The organism is Allobosea sp. MMO-172 (assembly GCF_037147855.1).
In the GTDB taxonomy this organism is placed as follows: domain Bacteria; phylum Pseudomonadota; class Alphaproteobacteria; order Rhizobiales; family Beijerinckiaceae; genus Allobosea.
Genome location: NZ_JBBCUM010000002.1, coordinates 235,495 through 252,793 on the forward strand (window position 1 = coordinate 235,495; position 17,299 = coordinate 252,793).

The 17,299-nt window shown below is 66.4% G+C and carries 16 protein-coding genes; 3 read left to right on the forward strand and 13 right to left on the reverse strand.

All coding sequences use genetic code 11. The annotated features are described in order from the left end of the window. Nucleotides 1–62: 62 nt before the first annotated feature. The 5 genes from WFK61_RS04320 to WFK61_RS04340 form a co-directional block, all read right to left on the reverse strand. Complete coding sequence (locus tag WFK61_RS04320; RefSeq protein WP_336810300.1) at nucleotides 63–1,391, reverse strand: ABC transporter substrate-binding protein; 1,329 nt, start codon at nucleotides 1,389–1,391, stop codon at nucleotides 63–65. Nucleotides 1,392–1,495: 104 nt separating this feature from the next. Beyond that, entirely contained in the window at nucleotides 1,496–2,575 is a 1,080-nt protein-coding gene (locus WFK61_RS04325) for a branched-chain amino acid ABC transporter permease (RefSeq protein WP_336810301.1), read from the reverse strand. A 13-nt stretch (nucleotides 2,576–2,588) separates the two neighbouring features. Continuing rightward, entirely contained in the window at nucleotides 2,589–3,503 is a 915-nt protein-coding gene (locus tag WFK61_RS04330) for a branched-chain amino acid ABC transporter permease (protein WP_336810493.1), read from the reverse strand. 172 nt (nucleotides 3,504–3,675) lie between these two features. Continuing rightward, nucleotides 3,676–4,491, reverse strand: a complete 816-nt coding sequence (locus WFK61_RS04335) for an ABC transporter ATP-binding protein (RefSeq protein ID WP_257733597.1) — start codon at nucleotides 4,489–4,491, stop codon at nucleotides 3,676–3,678. Continuing rightward, nucleotides 4,488–6,473, reverse strand: a complete 1,986-nt coding sequence (locus tag WFK61_RS04340) for an AMP-dependent synthetase/ligase (protein ID WP_442896263.1) — start codon at nucleotides 6,471–6,473, stop codon at nucleotides 4,488–4,490. The genes WFK61_RS04335 and WFK61_RS04340 overlap by 4 nt, the downstream gene beginning before the upstream one ends. Before the next feature lie 271 nt (nucleotides 6,474–6,744). Between WFK61_RS04340 and WFK61_RS04345 the strand changes: the two genes are divergently transcribed. Beyond that, entirely contained in the window at nucleotides 6,745–7,143 is a 399-nt protein-coding gene (locus WFK61_RS04345; protein WP_336810303.1) for a VOC family protein, read from the forward strand. 194 nt (nucleotides 7,144–7,337) lie between these two features. Here the strand turns inward: WFK61_RS04345 and WFK61_RS04350 are convergent, their stop codons facing one another. From WFK61_RS04350 to WFK61_RS04365, 4 genes are all read right to left on the reverse strand, one after another. Then, nucleotides 7,338–7,628 (reverse strand): hypothetical protein, encoded by a 291-nt coding sequence (locus WFK61_RS04350; protein WP_336810304.1) that lies wholly within the window; start codon nucleotides 7,626–7,628, stop codon nucleotides 7,338–7,340. Between the two features lie 79 nt (nucleotides 7,629–7,707). Continuing rightward, on the reverse strand, nucleotides 7,708–7,914 hold the full coding sequence (locus WFK61_RS04355) for a hypothetical protein (protein WP_336810305.1): 207 nt from the start codon (nucleotides 7,912–7,914) through the stop codon (nucleotides 7,708–7,710). Nucleotides 7,915–7,991: 77 nt separating this feature from the next. After that, nucleotides 7,992–8,666 carry a Crp/Fnr family transcriptional regulator gene (locus WFK61_RS04360; protein ID WP_336810306.1) on the reverse strand — a complete coding sequence of 225 codons (675 nt, stop codon included), beginning with the start codon at nucleotides 8,664–8,666 and terminating at the stop codon, nucleotides 7,992–7,994. Nucleotides 8,667–8,912: 246 nt separating this feature from the next. Further along, a complete protein-coding gene (locus WFK61_RS04365) occupies nucleotides 8,913–12,455 on the reverse strand; it encodes an indolepyruvate ferredoxin oxidoreductase family protein (protein WP_336810307.1) in 3,543 nt (1,180 codons plus the stop codon). 310 nt (nucleotides 12,456–12,765) lie between these two features. On the opposite strand from WFK61_RS04365, the gene WFK61_RS04370 reads away from it, so the two are divergent. Next, on the forward strand, nucleotides 12,766–13,410 hold the full coding sequence (locus WFK61_RS04370) for a DUF1007 family protein (RefSeq protein WP_336810308.1): 645 nt from the start codon (nucleotides 12,766–12,768) through the stop codon (nucleotides 13,408–13,410). Beyond that, complete coding sequence (locus WFK61_RS04375) at nucleotides 13,401–14,423, forward strand: nickel/cobalt transporter (protein ID WP_336810309.1); 1,023 nt, start codon at nucleotides 13,401–13,403, stop codon at nucleotides 14,421–14,423. Before WFK61_RS04370 ends, WFK61_RS04375 begins: the two co-directional genes overlap by 10 nt. Nucleotides 14,424–14,426: 3 nt before the next feature. Here WFK61_RS04375 and WFK61_RS04380 read toward each other — a convergent pair whose 3' ends face one another. Genes WFK61_RS04380 through WFK61_RS04395 form a run of 4 tightly spaced genes read right to left on the reverse strand, consistent with a single transcriptional unit; the run spans nucleotide 14,427 to nucleotide 17,294 of the window. Further along, a complete protein-coding gene (locus tag WFK61_RS04380; RefSeq protein WP_336810310.1) occupies nucleotides 14,427–14,813 on the reverse strand; it encodes a nitrile hydratase accessory protein in 387 nt (128 codons plus the stop codon). Beyond that, the gene (nthB, locus tag WFK61_RS04385) at nucleotides 14,800–15,459 is read right to left on the reverse strand and encodes a nitrile hydratase subunit beta (protein ID WP_336810311.1); all 660 of its coding nucleotides are present in this window, start codon (nucleotides 15,457–15,459) and stop codon (nucleotides 14,800–14,802) included. The genes WFK61_RS04380 and nthB overlap by 14 nt, the downstream gene beginning before the upstream one ends. Continuing rightward, nucleotides 15,456–16,085, reverse strand: a complete 630-nt coding sequence (gene nthA / locus WFK61_RS04390; protein ID WP_336810312.1) for a nitrile hydratase subunit alpha — start codon at nucleotides 16,083–16,085, stop codon at nucleotides 15,456–15,458. Before nthA ends, nthB begins: the two co-directional genes overlap by 4 nt. Nucleotides 16,086–16,097: 12 nt before the next feature. Continuing rightward, nucleotides 16,098–17,294: an amidase gene (locus WFK61_RS04395; protein WP_336810313.1), complete on the reverse strand. Its 1,197-nt coding sequence runs from the start codon at nucleotides 17,292–17,294 to the stop codon at nucleotides 16,098–16,100. Nucleotides 17,295–17,299: the final 5 nt, after the last annotated feature.

Genomic DNA, 17,299 nt, shown 5'->3' on the forward strand with positions numbered 1-17,299 from the left:
CGTCAGCGCTTCGCGCTGCCACCTTCTCCCCCGAGGGGAGAAGGAAGCGAGCGCTCGTCAGATCAGGACGACTTCTCGCAGGACTCGGTGCGCTTGGGCCAATTGCCGGCCTTCTCGATGTAGTCCTTGGCGTTGGACTCGATCAGCGGCCGGACCTCGTCCTTCAGAGGCTCGACCCAGTCGCCCTTCTTGGTCCACTTGGTGCCGTCCCATTCGGAGACGAACATCTTGCTGTGGCCGGAATGGTCGGTGCAGGAGATCGTGGTCGGGGTGACGAAGCCGCCCAGCCCGATTTCCTTGAGACGGGCCTCGGTCAGGTTGAGCGATTCGAGGCCACGGCGCATGTCCTCGGAATTGATCACCTTCTTGCCGGTGAGCTTCTGCGCGTTGCGGATACCCTCGACGACGAGCATCGCGTTGTAGACACCGCGATTGTAGAGGGCCTCGCCGACTTTCTCCTTCGGCGTGGTGCTCTTGCCCTTGTCGACGACGTGCTTGAGGATGTCCTGCATCGCGGGCGCCTCGGTGCCGGCAAGGGTCCAGCTCAGCGACTTGTAGCCCTTGGCCTGCTCGCCGCCGGCGCGGGCGTCGTCATCGCCGCCGGCCCACCAGACGCCGACCAGCTTGTTCATCGGGAAGTTGTTCTTGGCGGCTTCCTTGACCGCGGTGGGGTTCATCGCGCCCCAGCCCTGGTTGTAGAGATAGTCCGGCCGGTCGCGACGGATCGAGAGCCAGAGCGAGCCCTGGTTCTGCATGTCGGCGGCGGCCACCGGATAGAGCTTCAGCTCGAAGCCGTATTTCTTGGCGAGGTTCTCGAGAACCGGGATCGGCTCCTTGCCGAAGGGCGCGTCGAGATGGATCAGGCCGAGCTTCTTGCCCTTGAGCTTGTCCATGCCGCCGAGCTCGGCCGCCATGTGCTTCACCATGACGGAGGCGCCGTCCCAGTAGGTGAAGGGCGGGATGAAGACCCAGGGGAAGTTCGTGCCGTCAGCCGAGGAGGACAGGCCGTAGGCCATCGACAGGATCGGGATCTTGTCGACATGGGCGCGCGGGATCGCGGCCAGCGTCGCGCCGGTCGACCAGGGCGAGTAGACGATGGTGTTCTTCGACTTGGCCTGCTCGTAGCACTCGATCGATTTCTTGGTGTCGTAGCCGGTCTCGCATTCCTCGTAGATGACCTTGACGCCGTTCACGCCGCCGTCGCGCTCGTTGATCATCGCGATGTAGTCGCGCATGCCGTCGCCGATCGGAATCCCTGAGCCCGAGAACGGACCGGTGCGGTAGGCGTTGTTGGCAAAGTAGACGCTGTCCTGCGCCATGGCGGGGGCAAGCGCGCCGGCGGCGAACAGGGCTCCGAGCGCGGCACCCTTCAACAGATTGCTGGTCTTCATGGACTTCCTCCGTTCGTTTCCTCCCGACCAGACTGCTGTCGGATCGGTCTTTATCCGCCGGCGCTTCACTGTCGCCGGTCGTTTCTTGGGTCTTCCCTTCAGCCTCAGTAAGGGAAAGGCCACGTCCGCAATTTCTGCTTCCCGATCTGCCAGAGCCTGGCGAGGCCGTGCGGCTCGACGATCAGGAAGGTGATGATCAGCGCACCGACCAGCATGAAGGTGACATGCTCGGCGGCAGCGCCCGCGATCGGGACGCCGAGCGCCGGCAGGCCGAATTTCAGCGCCGTCGGCAGGATCGAGAGGAAGGCCGCGCCGAAGAAAGAGCCGATCAGGGAGCCGAGGCCGCCGATGATGACCATGAACAGGATGTTGAAGGAGAGGCGGATCGAGAACACGTCCGCCGCCTCGCCGCCGCCGTACCAGAGGAAGATCATCATCGCGCCGGCGACGCCGCAGAAATAGGAAGAGACGGCGAAGGCGGCGAGCTTGGCGTTGAGCAGCTTGATGCCCATCAACTCGGCGGCGATGTCCATGTCGCGCACCGCCATCCAGGAGCGGCCGAGCTTGCCGTGGACGATGTTGGAGGCGAACCAGGTCAGCACCACGACGAGGCCGAGGCAGACGAAATAGCGCGTCTCCGGCGTCGCGGCCGCGCCCGTCAGCGGGATGTTGAACAGCGTGCGCTGCGGCACCTCGATCGCGCCCGAGGCGTTGTAGTTGAACAGCCAGGGCACGCGCACGAAGGCCCATTGCAGGAAGAACTGCGCGGCGAGCGTCGCGACCGCGAGATAGAAGCCCTTGATGCGCAAAGAGGGCAGACCGAAGAGCACGCCGATGCCGGCCGAGAACAGCCCCGAGACGAGGATCAGGACGATGATGTTCACGCCGGGGAAGAAAGTGGTGAGCTTGTAGCAGCTATAGGCGCCGACCCCCATGAAGGCGGCGGTGCCGAGCGAGATCAGCCCGGTATAGCCGGTGAGGATGTTGAGCCCGATCGCGGCAAGAGAGAAGACGAGGAAGGGGATCATCACCGAAGCGATGAAGAAGTCGCTGCCGAAGAAGGGGATCGCGACCAGCGCGATCGCCAGGATGACGGCGATGCCGATCCGGTCTTCCTTGAGGGGGAAGACCGCCATGTCGGCAGCGTAGCTGGATTTGTATTGGCCGGCCTCGCGGTAGAGCATGTCGTCCGGCTCCTCAGATACGTTCGATGATCTTGTCGCCGAACAGGCCCTGCGGCCGGAACAGCAGGAAGCCCAGGGCGATGAAATAGGCGAGCCAGCTCTCGATGCCGCCGCCGATCAGCGGGCCCCAGTAGAACTCGCCGAGCTTCTCGCCGATGCCGATGATCAGGCCGCCGACGATGGCGCCGGGGATCGAGGTGAAACCGCCGAGGATCAGCACCGGCAGGGCCTTGAGCGCCACGATCTCCAGCGCGAAGGACACGTCCGAGCGGGCGCCCCACATGATGCCGGTGATCAGCGCGACGATGCCGGCGGTGAACCAGACGATGACCCAGATCTGGTTGAGTGAGATGCCGACGGAGAGCGCCGCCTTGTGGCTGTCGGCCACCGCTCGCAGAGCCCGTCCGATGCGGGTGTACTGGAAGAAGGCAGCGAGCGCGGCGATCATCAGCGAGGCGATGAGGGCGGCGGCGATGTCGATCTTCTGCAGCGAGACCAGCCCGCCGAGGATCTGCAGGTCGACCGCGCCCTTGGGCAGGTAGAGCTGCTCGGCGATCATCTGCTTGGGATTGCCGCCGAAGAGCGACTCGCCGAAGCCGATCAGGAAATAGGTGATGCCGAAGGTGGCCATGAACAGGATGATGTCGGGCTGGTTGACCAGCGGGCGCAGCACCACGCGCTCGATGGTGACGGCGAGCGCGAACATCACGCCGAGCGTCAGTATGACCGCGAGGAAGGCGGGTACGCCCTTTTCGTAGAGGCCGACCAGGGTCAGCGCCGCGAACACCACCATGATGCCCTGGGCGAAGTTGAACACGCCGGAGGCCTTGAAGATCAGCACGAAGCCGAGCGCGATCAGGGCGTAGAGCACGCCGGAGACGAGCCCTTCCCAGACCGTCTGCACCAGCAGGTCGGGCGCCTGGACCATCTGCTGGAACGGGTCGACGAAGATCGCATAGAGCGTGTTGCTGGAATCGAGCCGGACGCCGATCGCGAGCGCCGCGATGACGGCGGCGACGATCAGGCCGGCCTTGACCAGCGGATTGGCGAGGAGGTTCGGGGCGGGGCGGGTGGCGATGTCGCTCATGTCTCCACGCTCCTCAATGCGCCACGCCGAGATAGGCATCGATGACGCGCTGGTCGGCCTTGACCTCTTCCGGCGTGCCGTCGGCGATCTTGCGGCCGTATTCGAGCACGACGACGCGGTCGGACAGGTCCATCACCACGCCCATATCGTGCTCGATCAGCGCAATCGTGGTGCCGAACTGGTTGTTCACGTCGAGGATGAAGCGGCACATGTCCTCCTTCTCCTCGAGGTTCATGCCGGCCATCGGCTCGTCGAGCAGGAGCAGCTCCGGCTCCATCGCGAGCGCGCGGCCGAGCTCGACGCGCTTCTGCAGGCCATAGGGCAGCTTGCCGACCGGCAATTTGCGGATGTGCTCGATCTGCAGGAAGTCGATGATGTCCTCGACGACGCGGCGATGCGCGATCTCCTCCTGCATCGCCGGGCCATGGCGCAAGGCCTGCCAGAAGAAGCCCTTCTTCATCTTGAGCGTGCGGCCGGTCATGATGTTGTCGAGCGTCGACATGCCCTTGAACAGGGCGACGTTCTGGAAGGTGCGGGCGATGCCGCCGGCAGCCGCGCGGTGCGGGCGCATCTTGGCGCGGCGCTCACCCTTGAAGACGATCTGGCCTTCCTGCGGCTGGTAGAAGCCGTTGATGCAGTTCAGCATCGAGGTCTTGCCGGCGCCGTTCGGCCCGATGATGGCGCGGATCTCGCCCTTGCGGATGTCGAAGGAGACATCGGTGATCGCCTTCACGCCGCCGAAGCGCAGCGAGATGTTCTCGACCGAGAGCAGGACTTCGCCCTTGGCGCGAATGGGTGTGCCGGTCACGTTGATCGGTTCCGCGTTCATGCCGCCTTCGCCGATGACGGCGCCTCCTGCCCGGCGACGGGATAGAGCTTGGCGTCGCGCACCTTGACGCGGGCCGCGATCACGCCCTTGCGGCCATCCTCAAAGGTGACTTCGGTCGAGATATCGGCAGCGTCCGAGCCGTCATAGAGCGCGGTGACCAGCGGGGCATACCGTTCGGCGATGAAGCCGCGCCGGACCTTCTGGGTGCGGGTCAACTCGCCGTCGTCGGCGTCGAGCTCCTTGTGCAGGATCAGGAAGCGCTTGATCTGCGCGCCGCCCATCATCGGCTCGGAAGCGAGCGAGCGGTTCACCTCGTCGACATGCTTGGCGATCATGTCATAGACGAGGTCGTGGCCGGCGAGCTCCTGATAGGAGGCATAGACCACATTGTTGCGCTCGGCCCAGTTGCCGACGGCGATGAGGTCGATGTTCAGCGCCACGGTCGCGTGGTCGCGGCCCTGGCCGAAGGCGACGGCCTCCTTGATGTTCGGATAGAACTTGAGCTTGTTCTCGATGTATTTCGGCGGGAACAGCTCGCCATTCGCGAGCTTGCCGACATCCTTGGCGCGGTCGATGATCTTGAGATGGCCGCCTTCGTCGAAGAAGCCGGCATCGCCGGAGCGGACATAGCCGTCGGCGGTCATCGTTTCCGCGGTCTTGTCCGGGTCCTTGTAGTAGCCGCCGAAGATCGAGGGCGAGCGGTAGAGCACCTCGCCATTGTCGTCGATGCGGATCTCGACCATCGGCGCGGGCTTGCCGACCGTGTCGGCCTTGATCTCGCCGTTCGGCTGCATGGTGATGTAGACCCCGGCCTCGGTCTGGCCGTAGAGCTGCTTCAGGTTGACGCCGATCGAGCGGTAGAAGCGGAAAAGCTCGGGGCCGATCGCCTCGCCTGCGGTATAGCCGACCTTGATATTGGTCAGGCCGAAGCGGTTCCGCAGCGGGCCGTAGACCAGCCAGTCGCCGAGCTTGTAGAGCAGGCGGCCCTTCAGCGGCACGCTCTCGCCGTTCAGGATCTGCTCGCCATGGCGCTTCGCGACGTCGAGGAAGTAGTGGAACATCTTCCGCTTCAACGCGCCGGCATCTTCCATGCGCACCATGGTCACGGTCAGCATGTTCTCGAAGACGCGCGGCGGGGCGAAGGCGTAGGTCGTGCCGACCTCGCGGCGATCGTCGATGACCGTGTCCGGGCTTTCCGGGCAATTGACGCAGAAGCCGGCCAGCATCGCCTGCGCATAGGAGAAGACGTGGTCGCCGACCCAGGCGATCGGCAGATAGGCGATGACCTCGTCGGTTTCGTTGAGCCCGTCGAAGCCGCAGCCGATCTCGGCGGCGATCAGCACGTTGTAATGGCTGAGCATCACGCCCTTGGGCCGCCCGGTGGTGCCGGAGGTGTAGAGGATGATGCCGAGATCGGAGCCCTGGCCCTGCTCCATCTCGCGTGCAAGCGCGGCCTCGGCTTGGGGGTCCTTCAGCGCCCTGGCGCCGTCAGCGATCACGGTCTCGATGGCGTGGAGCTTGCTGTGGTCATAGTCGCGCAAGCCGCGCGGCTCGTCATAGAGCATGTGCCGGAGATGCGGCAGGCGATCGGCGATCGAGAGCAGCTTGTCGACCTGCTCCTGGTCCTGCACCACGGCGAAGACCGACTCGGCATGGTCGAGGACATAGGCCATCTCCTCGGCCACGCCGTCGGCATAGACCGGGACGGGAATCGCGCCGATCCATTGCGCGGCGCACATCGACCAATAGAGCCGCGGCCGGTTCTGGCCGATGATCGCGACCTTCTCGCCGCGCTTCAGGCCGAGGTCTGCCAAGCCCTTGGCGAAATTGCGGACGTGCTCCGCCACCTCGGCCCAGTTCCAGGATTGCCAGATGCCGAGATCCTTGTGGCGGAAGGCGACGCGCGAGGCGCGCTCCCGTGCATTGCGCAACAGCAATTTCGGAAAGGTATCCGCCTGGCTGGCGGTGCCGCTTGCCACGATTGCGTTCTCCCTGTCGAGCCGCCATGCGTCGTGGCGACTTCCGCGGGCCGGTTTCCGGCCTCGTTCTCATGCAAGACTTGCAGGCGGCTATCATCCTTGCAAGGACCCGCTTGACAGACAATTCGCCTTTTGGTGACTATTGTCCCGCCGAGGTCTGCTTTTCACGCAGTTGTGTTGCGCGTCTTTTGTGCTTCGGCTCTGATTTTCCTCACGAATTCGGCCGATCGAATCGGCAGGTGGAACCGCGCCTGCGGCGGTGGCGGACCGACTCATGCTTCATCATCTGTCTTTCGGCGTTGCCGATATCGAGCGTGCCTGTGCCTTCTACGACGCGGTGCTGGCGCCGCTCGGCTATGTCAGGGTCTGGCAGGATCTGCGGCCGGGCGAAACAGGGCAGGCGGTCGGCTACGGTGTGTCCGGCGGGGGCGACAAGCTCGCGCTGAAGCACAGGCCGGACGGGCCGAGGTCGCCGGGGCCGGGCTTCCATCTCGCCTTCGCCGCGCCGGATCGGACGGCAGTCGACCGCTTCCATGAAGCGGCGCTTCGCCATGGCGGGCGCGACAATGGTGCGCCGGGACTGCGCGCGCATTACGGGCCGCATTACTACGCCGCCTTCGTGATCGATCCCGACGGCCACGCGATCGAGGCGGTGTTCAACGCGCCGGTCTAGATCATCGCGCGTCCTCTCGGACGCGATAACGATGATCTATCTCATTGGCGGTGCATCGGATTTATCCGAAAAGTGGATTCCACTTTTCGGTCCGATGCAATAGCGGCCTCGTACGTGAACGAAATCTCCGCGGGACAAACGCAAGCGGCCCGCCATCCCTGAGATGGCGGGCCGCTGAACCGAGAGGGCTGCTGTCAGAAGCGCCCGTAGTGGTTGCGCCGATAACCATGAGCCGGCGCCCAGGGCGGCGGGCCGCCATGGCGGCGGCCATAGCCGTAACCGCGATCGTAGCCGCGGCGGTGGCGCTGTTCCCGCTCGAGATTGCGCTGGATTTCCCAGTGGCGGTGCTCGCGGGTGTGGCGGGTGTACTCGGCAGGCAGTCGGTCGAGCGCTTCGGCCTGCGGAAGCGTCACGGGGGCGGCCGCCGCCGGGGTGGCGGCGATTGCAGCCAGGGCAAGGCCGGCGGCCATCAGAATTCCACGCATGGTCGTCTCCTTCTTTCGACGTGCCTCATCGGAACACGCTCCGACTCAACGCAACGTGAACGGCTGCGTTAGCGAACATTCAGGATCGGGTAAGCCGCTGCATGTGCATGCGGGATGCCGTGTCGCCAAGGCTTTGGCGGGAAACGGGAACCTTCACCGGCTGGCGGGCGTGGAACGGATCCAGCCAGCTGCCCCAGAGACGGCGCGCGATCTCGGACTGGGCGGCGGCATATTCGACGATCTGGTCGTTGACCCGTTTCGTGAAGAGGTCGAGGAGGCCAAACATGGCGGCGGTTCCTTTCTCAGCCTTGGCTGTTCGGGAGAAGGAACGCGCGAAACGCGATTTGGTGCCTGCAGCAATTTTCAACCTTCGTAGCGGGCGAGCTTGTCGAGGTCGCGGATGGTGACGCTGCCATGGCCGAGCTCGATCAGGCCGAGATCGGCGAGCTTCGCCAGGCCCTGGTTTGCCATCTGGCGGGAGATGCCGGCGAGCATGCCGAGTTCCTCCTGCGAGATCGCCAGCGTGCGGCCGAGATCGGGGTAGAGGATCGGGTTGAACAGCCAGGCGAGATTGCGGGCGAGGCGCCCGGTGGAATCGAGCGTGCGCTCGGTTTCGGCCAGCGAGATGAACTGGGCGAGGCGTTCGTTGAACTGGTGGACGAGGAAACGGTTGAAGGCCGCCGAATGCTCGAACAGCCAGAGGAAGGTCGAGCGTCGCATCAGCGCGAGTCGCGTCTCGCGCAAAGCCACCAGCTCATAGCGCCGCGGCTCGGCCTTGATCACCGTGCCCTCGCCGAACCAGGCACCGGAGCGCATGCCGGCGAGCGTCGCGGATTTGCCGGTCTTCGAGGTCGTCGCCATCTTGACCAGCCCGTCGGCGACGCCGGTCCAGGATTCCAGGCGGTCGCCGACATGGCAGATCGAGGCGCCCTTGCCGTAGCTCTTGAAGGAGATGCCGCGCCGCGCCTCCTCGAACTCGGCCTCTGACAGGTCGCGGGACCAGGAGGCAATGGCGCGCAGTTCCTCGGGGGTGATCAAAGCGGCGGTTATCCGGGCAACAGAGGCGGTTCGCGACAGTATGGGCTGCGAGGGCAGCCGGACTCAAGCTGAACCAAAGAGGCGCGGGGAACCCTCTCCCATAGGGAGAGGGCAGGGTGAGAGGTCGGCCCCGTGTGGTTTGCGGTGAGGTGGTCGCTGCGCAGCCGCGAGGTTGGCGCTCAACTGGTCCAGGGGCCTACACCTCACCCCTGCCCCTCTCCTTACAGGAGAGGGGTTCCCCGCGCCTCATTCTGCAGCCTGCGGCAGTGCGGTCGAAAGCGGTCCTGCGCGCAACTGCGTCAGCAGCGCGGCTTCCTCCGCCTGCGCCGCCTTGAGATGCCGTTCCTTCACATGCCCGAAGCCGCGGATCTTCTCGGGCATCGCGGCCAGCGCCACGCAGAGCGCGTGGTTCTCCGGCGTGAGACGGGTCAGCAGCTCGTTCAGCAGGGTCTCGTAATCGCCGATCAGCCGGCGTTCCGTGCGGCGCTCTTCGGTGTAGCCGAAGAGGTCGAAGGTGGTGCCACGCAGGCCCTTCAACTTCGCCAGCACGGAGAAGGCGCCCATCATCCACGGGCCGAAGCTGATCTTGCGCGGCAGGCCGGTATGGGGATCGCGCCGCGCCAGCAAGGGCGGAGCGAGGTGGAACTCGTAGCGCAGCGGTTTGCCTTCGCTGCCCTCGGCCTCGAAGGTCGCCCCGACCTGCCTGCGGAAGGCGCCGTCGCTGTAGAGCCGGGCGACCTCGTACTCGTCCTTGTAGGCCATCAGCTTGAAGAGGTTGCGGGCGACGGCTTCGCCGAGCGCGTTCTGGCCGGGCATGGCCGCAGCCTCCCGCGTCTGCACGCGGGCGACGAGATGGCGATAGCGCGCCGCATAGGCCGCGTTCTGATAGGCGGTGAGGAAGGCGACGCGGCGCTCGATGATCTCTTCCAGCGTCTGCGAGAGCTGGCGTGCGGGCGTCGCCGCCTTGCTCTGCGACAAGAGACCGGCCAGCGCTTCGGGATCATGCGCGGCGCGGCGGCCGAGATCGAAGGCCTGCTTGTTCATGGCGACGGCCTCGCCGTTGAGCTCGATCGCCTTGATCAAGGCCTCGCGCGACAGCGGCACGGCACCGAGCTGCCAGGCATGGCCGAGCATGAACATATTGGCGGCGATGGCATTGCCGAGAAAGGCAACCGCTGCGGCGGTCGCATCGATGAAATGCGTCTGCTCGCGGCCGGCGGCCGAGAGGATCGCGCGCTTCAGGCGCTCGGTGGGCAGCGAGAAATCGGCATTGCGGGTGAAGTCGCCCGGCAGGCTCTCGGCCGTGTTGACGATGACGGTGCCGCGTTCGGGCCGGATCGCGCCGAGCACCTTCTTCGAGCCGGTGACGGTGAGGTCACAGCCCAGCACGAGATCGGCCTGCCCGGCGGTGACGCGGATGGCATGGATGTCGTCCGGATGCGGCGCGAGCTTCACATGGCTGAAGACCGCGCCGCCCTTCTGGGCGAGCCCGGCCATGTCGATCATGCCGCAGCCCTTGCCTTCCAGATGCGCGGCCATGCCAAGGATCGCGCCGATGGTGACGACGCCCGTGCCGCCGACGCCGGTGACGATGACCGCGAAGCTGCGGTCGAGCGCCGGCACGATCGGCTCGGGCAATTCGCCTTTGCCGAGCGCCGAGGCATCGAGCCGGAGCGGATCGGCCTTCTTCGGCTTCGCGCCGTGCACGGTGACGAAGGACGGGCAGAAGCCCTTCACGCAGGAAAAGTCCTTGTTGCAGTTTGACTGGTCGATCTGCCGTTTGCGGCCGAATTCGGTTTCCAGCGGCTGCACCGAGACGCAGTTCGACTGCACGCCGCAATCGCCGCAGCCCTCGCAGACCAGTTCGTTGACGATGACGCGCTTGTCGGGATCGGGATAGGCGCCGCGCTTGCGCCGGCGGCGCTTCTCGGTGGCACAGGTCTGGTCGTAAAGCAGCAGCGAGACGCCGGAGGTTCCGGCCAGTTCGCGCTGGATGGCGTCGAGCTCGTCGCGATGGTGCAGCGTCGTGCCGGCGGGCCATTGCGTACCCGGCGGATATTTGCCGGGATCGTCGCTGACGACCGCGATGCGGGCGACGCCTTCGGCCGCGACCTGCCGCGCCATCTGGTCGGGCGAGAGATGGCCCTCGGCCTGCTGGCCGCCGGTCATGGCGACAGCGTCGTTGTAGAGCAGCTTGTAGGTGATGGTGACGCCGCTCGCGACGGCCCAGCGGATCGCGAGCGAGCCGGAATGGGTATAGGTGCCGTCGCCGAGATTCTGGAAGACATGGCCGCGCTTCGAGAATGGCGCCTCGCCGACCCAGTTCGCGCCTTCGCCGCCCATCTGGGTGAAGCCGGCGGTGTCGCGGTCCATCCACTGCACCATGTAATGGCAGCCGATGCCGGCATAGGCGCGCGAACCCTCGGGCACCACGGTCGAGGAATTATGCGGGCAGCCCGAGCAGAAATAGGGCGTGCGCCTGGCGATTTCCTGCGCTTCGGCGAGACGGCCTTGCGCCGCGGCGATCTCCTCCAGGCGCGTGCGCAGGGTCGGGTCGTCGCGATATTGCAGGATGCGGCCGCCCAGCGCGATGGCGATATCGTTGGGATCGAGCGCGCCATGGACGGGGAAGAGCCAGTCGCCGTTCTCGTCCTTCTTGCCGATGACCATCGGCTGGTGTTTGGCGCCGTAAAGCTCCTCGCGGACCTGGACCTCGATCAGCGAGCGCTTCTCCTCGACCACCATGATCAGGTCGAGCCCCTTGGCGAAGGCCTTCAGTTCAGCCGGGTCGATCGGCCAGGGGCAGGCGAGCTTGAACAGGCGGATGCCGAGGTCATTGGCGCGGACCTCGTCGATGCCGAGATCGACCAGGGCCTGCTGGACGTCGAGATAGGACTTGCCGACGGTGGCGATGCCGATGCGCGGCTTCTTCCCGCCCTGGGTGACGATGCGGTTGAGCCCGTTGGCGCGCAGATAGGCCAGCATCGCATCGCGCTTGTAGAGATGCATCCGGCGCTCCTGCTCGACGAAATCGAGCTCGCGGCGGATGGCGAGGCCGCCGGGCGGCGGGGTGTAGTCGGTTGGTGTGACGATGCTGACGCGGTCGAGCGAGCCATCGACAGAGGCCGTCGATTCGATGTTGTCCTTGACGCATTTGATGCCGACCCAGACCGAGGCGAAGCGCGAGAGCGCGATGCCGTGCAGGCCGTAATCGATGATCTCCTGCACGCCGGCCGGGTTGAGGATCGGCATCATCCGGTCGACCAGCACGAATTCGGTCTGGTGGGCGTTGGTCGAGGATTCCGCCGTGTGGTCGTCACCCATCAGGCAGATCACGCCGCCCTTCGGATCGGTGCCGGCCATGTTGCCGTGGCGGAAGACGTCGCCGGAACGGTCGACACCCGGCCCCTTGCCGTACCAGAGCGCGAAGACGCCGTCGTGCTTGCCTTCGCCGCTGAGTCCCGCCTGCTGCGTGCCCCAGATCGCGGTCGCGGCGAGGTCCTCATTGAGGCCCGGCTGGAAGACGATGTTCGCAGCCTTGAGAGGCTTGGACGCCCGCATGAGCTGCTGGTCGAGCCCGCCGAGCGGGGAGCCGCGATAGCCGGAGACGAAGCCGGCCGTGTCGAGCCCGGCCTGCCGGTCGCGCTCGCGCTGCATCAGCAGCATGCGGGCGACGGCCTGCGTGCCTGTAAGAAAAACCTCGTTCTTGCCGAGATCGTATTTGTCGTCGAGCGCGACGCTGCGTAGCGCTCCCGCCTCGGTGCCGGATTTCCGTGGTGACTCGGCCATGCTCGGCCTCCCGGATCATCGTTCCCGCCGACGGGCCGGTGATCCCGGCCTCATGTTTCGCCGTCTTCGCGGCGAATATGTCAGTGAGGCTGACATATCGACCGGAGGCGGTCAATTGATCTGGTATCATTCCAGTTTTCGGGGCCGGGTCCAGAGATTTGCGGGAACGGCCGGTGTGCGCCACGGGAGGAGCGCCGCGATTTGGCCCCGTTTGGCAGGGATGGCTGTCGCAGCGATCAGGCGTGACGAAGCGCCCGTTGACGATCGCTTAACCATGATCCACGCAAGCGGGATCACGGAGGGTTCGCCTTTGACGCGACGCGCGCATCTCACGGCCCTGTCGGGGCTCCTGCTGGCGGCCATCGCGGCTGGGCCGGCGGCTGCGCATCCGCATGTCTTCGTCACGGCCAAGGCCGAGATCGTCTTCGCGGCTGATGGCTCGGTGCAGGCGATCCGCAACCGCTGGAGCTTCGATGAGGCCTATTCGGCCTATATCACGCAGGGGCTCGACAAGAACGGCGACGGCAAGCTCTCTTCGGACGAGCTCGCAGAACTCGCCAAGATCAATGTCGAATCGCTGCCCGATGTCGAGTTCTTCACCGCCGCCAAGCTCAACGGCCGCAAGCAGGAATTCGGCACGCCGGGTGAGCAGGTCATGACCTTCGACAACAAGGTGCTGACGCTGGTCTTCACGCTGCCATTGAAGACCCCGGCCAAGGCGCGTTCCTTCGGCATCGAGATCGGCGACCCCACCTATTTCGTCGCCTTCTCCATCGTCGACGAGCCCGATGCCGTGGTGACCAAGGGCGCGCCGCAGGGCTGCGTCGTGCGGGTCAACCGTCCGCCCAAGCTCGACGACGCCACGCAGAAGCGCCTCGCCGAAGCCGACATCACTGCGACGCCCGATGTCAGCGGGCTCGAGATCGTGACGCGGGCGCTGGTGGCATGTCCGTGACATCCGCCGAGACAGCGCGTCCGGCCGGCGTGGCGCTGTCGCGACGCCTGATCGCCTGCACGCTGGCGCTGTTGCTGGTCGGGGGCGTGGTTGCCCTGCTCGCATTCCTGATTGCGAGCGTCAGCCCACCGCCTCCGCCGCCGCCGCGCAATCCCTTCGGCACCGCGCTGCCACGCGAGGCACTGCCATCCACGACCGGCTTCGGCGCGGTCCTGCTTGCCTGGCAATCGAGCTTCTATCGCGAACTGACCGCGACGCTGAAGGCGATCGCGACCGCGCCAGGCGCGCTCTGGGGTTTGCTCGGACTTTCCTTCGGCTACGGCGTCTTCCATGCGGCCGGGCCGGGACACGGCAAGGCAGTGATCTCCGGCTATATCGTCGCCGATAATCGCAGCCTGAAGCGGGGCTTGGGCCTGAGCTTCGCCGCGGCACTCCTGCAGGCCTTGGTCGCGATCGCGATCGTGACGGTGGCGACGCTGCTGCTGCGGGTCACCGCGATGCAGATGAATGCCGCGACGACCGTGATCGAGCAGGGCAGCTTCCTGTTGGTCGCGCTGGTGGGGCTCTTGATGCTCTGGCGCAAGGCGGGGGCGCTGGTCCGGCTCGAAGCGGGCGGGGCGCATGACCCGGCGGCTTGCGACCATGTCCATATGCCTGATGCCGAGCAGGTCTCGCGGCTGGCCGGCTGGCGCGACATGGCCGGCGTCGTCGTCGCTGCCGGCGCGCGGCCCTGCGCGGGCGCGCTGATCATCCTCGTCTTCGCCAATGCGCAGGGGCTGTTCTGGGCCGGCATCGCGGCGACCTTCGCGATGGCGTTGGGCACGGCAATCACGACCGGTGCGCTCGCCGCCTTCGCCGTGTTCTTCAAGTTTGCGGCGCTGAAACTTGCTGGCGGTGGCAGCCTGCGCTCGGCGCGATTGATTGCCGGGCTCGAACTGCTCGCCGCCGCCTTCGTCGCCGTGCTCGGCGCGGCGCTGTTCACCGGCCTCTGGATCGGCGGAGCGGGGAGCTAAGGTTCAGCCCCGCAGCGGATCGTTCTCCAGCAGGATCGGCTTGCCATGCGGGGTCGCTTCGGCGGCGCGGGCCCATGAGGCGGCGAGCGCGTCGACGCCGTCATGCGAGGCAAGCCCCTTTTCGATCAGGAGATGTTCCAGCGCCTCGCACCAGCGCTCGTAATAATCCGAGCCGTCGCGGCAGCCACCGGCGGCGAGCGCTTCGCGGATTTCGGCGCCGAGCGCCTGCGCCCACTCATCGGCGGTGAACACGCCCTTGTTCTGGAGTTCGACGACCAGCGCGAAGGCCTGGGCCTGCCAGGGTTCGGCGAAGATCGGACCCTCGGCATCGCGCGGGATCGGCGTATCGGCGGCCAATGCTGCCGCCAGATCGGTCTCAGGCCGGCTCAAGATAGCTCTCCCAGGCCTCGATGCTGACGGTGGAGGTCGGGTCGGCGTCGCGGCCCCAGAGTTCGCGGCCGTCGAAGACGACCGTGTAGAGCCATTGCGCCGTCTCGGGCTGACCCTGCGCACCGGTATCGGGGAAGACATGGCAGCCGACGATGCGCTCGACCACGCCGGTCTTGCCGCGGGCATAGCGCGGCAGGCGCGTGTGGTGCTGCGGGTGCATCACGATGGTGCGGACCTTGTCGCCGATGGCGAAGCGGGCCGGCGCCTTGGCCTCGCGCTCATAGGGGAAGCCGCGGCGCAGGACGCCCGCGACCTCCTCGCCCTTGAGCACGCGCTTCGGCTCGCGGCGTTCGGGCGCCGGCTTGCCGTTGGCGAGTTCGTCGGTGCTCAGGAAGCCGTGCTTGACCAGCACCTTGTCGAGCGCGGCGAGCCAGATCTCGTAATAGGTCGAGGATAGGTATTGCGCCGGCGGCAGGCTTTCGCGGGCATGGCGGATCTCGTCGATGGTCCAGGCACCCATGGCACCGGCCGCGACATTGATCGCGAGCACGCGCTTCTCCCAGTCGCCGTGGAAGACCGGTTCGTTCGGCTCGGGGACGACCGGGCCGAAGGCCATCTGGCCGCCGAGATCATGGGCGCTGTTCATGCGGCGTCCTCCACGCGAGGAAGGCCGGTGCCGATCATCGAATCGCGCGAGACGATGCTGGCGAGCTTCTCCTCGCTCCAGCCCTCGGTGCCGGCGGGCCGCATCGGGATGACGATGAAGCGGGTCTCGGCGGTCGAATCCCAGACGCGGACGCGCTGGCTCTCCGGCAGCGTCACGCCAAAATCGGCGATGGTGCCGCGCGGATCGATCACCGCCTTGGCGCGATAGGGCGGGGATTTGTACCAGACCGGCGGCAGCCCGAGCACCGGCCACGGATAGCAGGAGCAGAGCGTGCAGACGATGAGGTTGTGCTGCTCGGGCGTGTTGAAGCAGGCGACGATATGCTCGCCGCCGCGTCCGCCATAGCCGAGTTCGGCCGTCGCCGCCGTGCCATCCGCCTTCAATCGCTCGGCGAAGGCCGGATCGGTCCAGGCCTTGGCGACGATGCGGGCGCCGTCGCGCGGACCGATCTTCGTCTCGTAGGTGTCGATGATCGCGTCGAGCGCGGCCGGGTCGACATAGCCCTTCTGAACCATCAGCGTTTCCAGCGCCTTCACCCGCGCTTCGATCGCGGTGAAATGGTTGTCGTGGTGATGGTCGTGATCGTGGTGGTGATGTCCGCTCATGGCGGTCTCCTCTCAGGCGATCCGGATGCGGGCGGCGCGCTCGTAGCGCACCGCGAAGGCGACGAGCGAGCGGTCGGAGCCCTTCGGGCCGATCAGCGACAGGCCGAGCGGGGCGCCCTCGCGCTGCGCCACGGGAATCGTGACCTGCGGGAAGCCGGACAAGCCCGCAAGGCAGAGCAGGCGCAGTGCCCGGTTGCGGAAATCCTCCAGCTCGGATTCCTTCGCCGCGATCAGCGGGGCGACATCGGGCATGGTCGGCAGGATCAGCACGCCATTCTGGCCGAGCAGGCGCGACAGCTTGGTGCGGAAGGATTTCCGGGTCGCCTCGCCCTTGGCGTATTCGGCGTCGGTCACCGCTTTCGAGAAGGCGAAGCGCTCCTTCACGCCCGGGCCGAGCGGCGGGTTGAAGCGCTCGATCATCGGGCCGTCGGACAACCAGGCTTCACGGCCCTGAATCCAGCGGAAGGCCCAGTAAAGCGCGTCGAGATCGCGGACGAGCTTGACGCCCTCGGGCTGGCCGAGGGTCGTGACCGTGCGCTGCACGACATTGCGCAGGATCGTCTCCGCCTCGGGCACGGCCTGGGCGAACATGTCGTCGGCCATCAGGAGGTGCGGCGCCTCCGGCAATTCGGTCTTGTCCGGGCCGAGCAGGACATTCGCGACGCGGGCGAAGATGTCGCCGTCGCGGGCGAACCAGCCGGGCGTGTCCAGGCTTTCGGCCAGCGGCCAGGCGCGCTTCAGCGAGAGACGGCCATGGCTCGGGCGGATGCCGAAGAGGCCGCCATAGCTTGCCGGCGCGCGCACCGAGCCGCCGGTGTCCGATCCCACAGCGATATCGGCGAGGCGCCCGGCCACCGCGGCCATCGAGCCGCAGGAGGAGCCGCCGGTGATGCGCTCGGGCGCGGCCGGATTGATCGGCGCGCCGAAATGCGCGTTCTGGCCGTTGAGCGAGAAGGCGAGCTCGTCGGTATGGGTCTTGCCGACGAAGCGGGCGCCGGCCTGGAGCAACTCCTTCACGATCGGCGCGGTCTTGGTCTTGATGCCGGATTGCGCCAGTACCAGCGGCGAGCCCGCCCCGGTCGGATAACCCTTGATGTCGAAGAGGTCCTTCACCGCCAGCGTCAAACCGGCGAGCGGGCCGGCGACGGCATGTTTCACGGGCGCGTCGGGATAGGGAACGAAGCAGCGGAACGGATCGTCGAAAGTCATCTGGC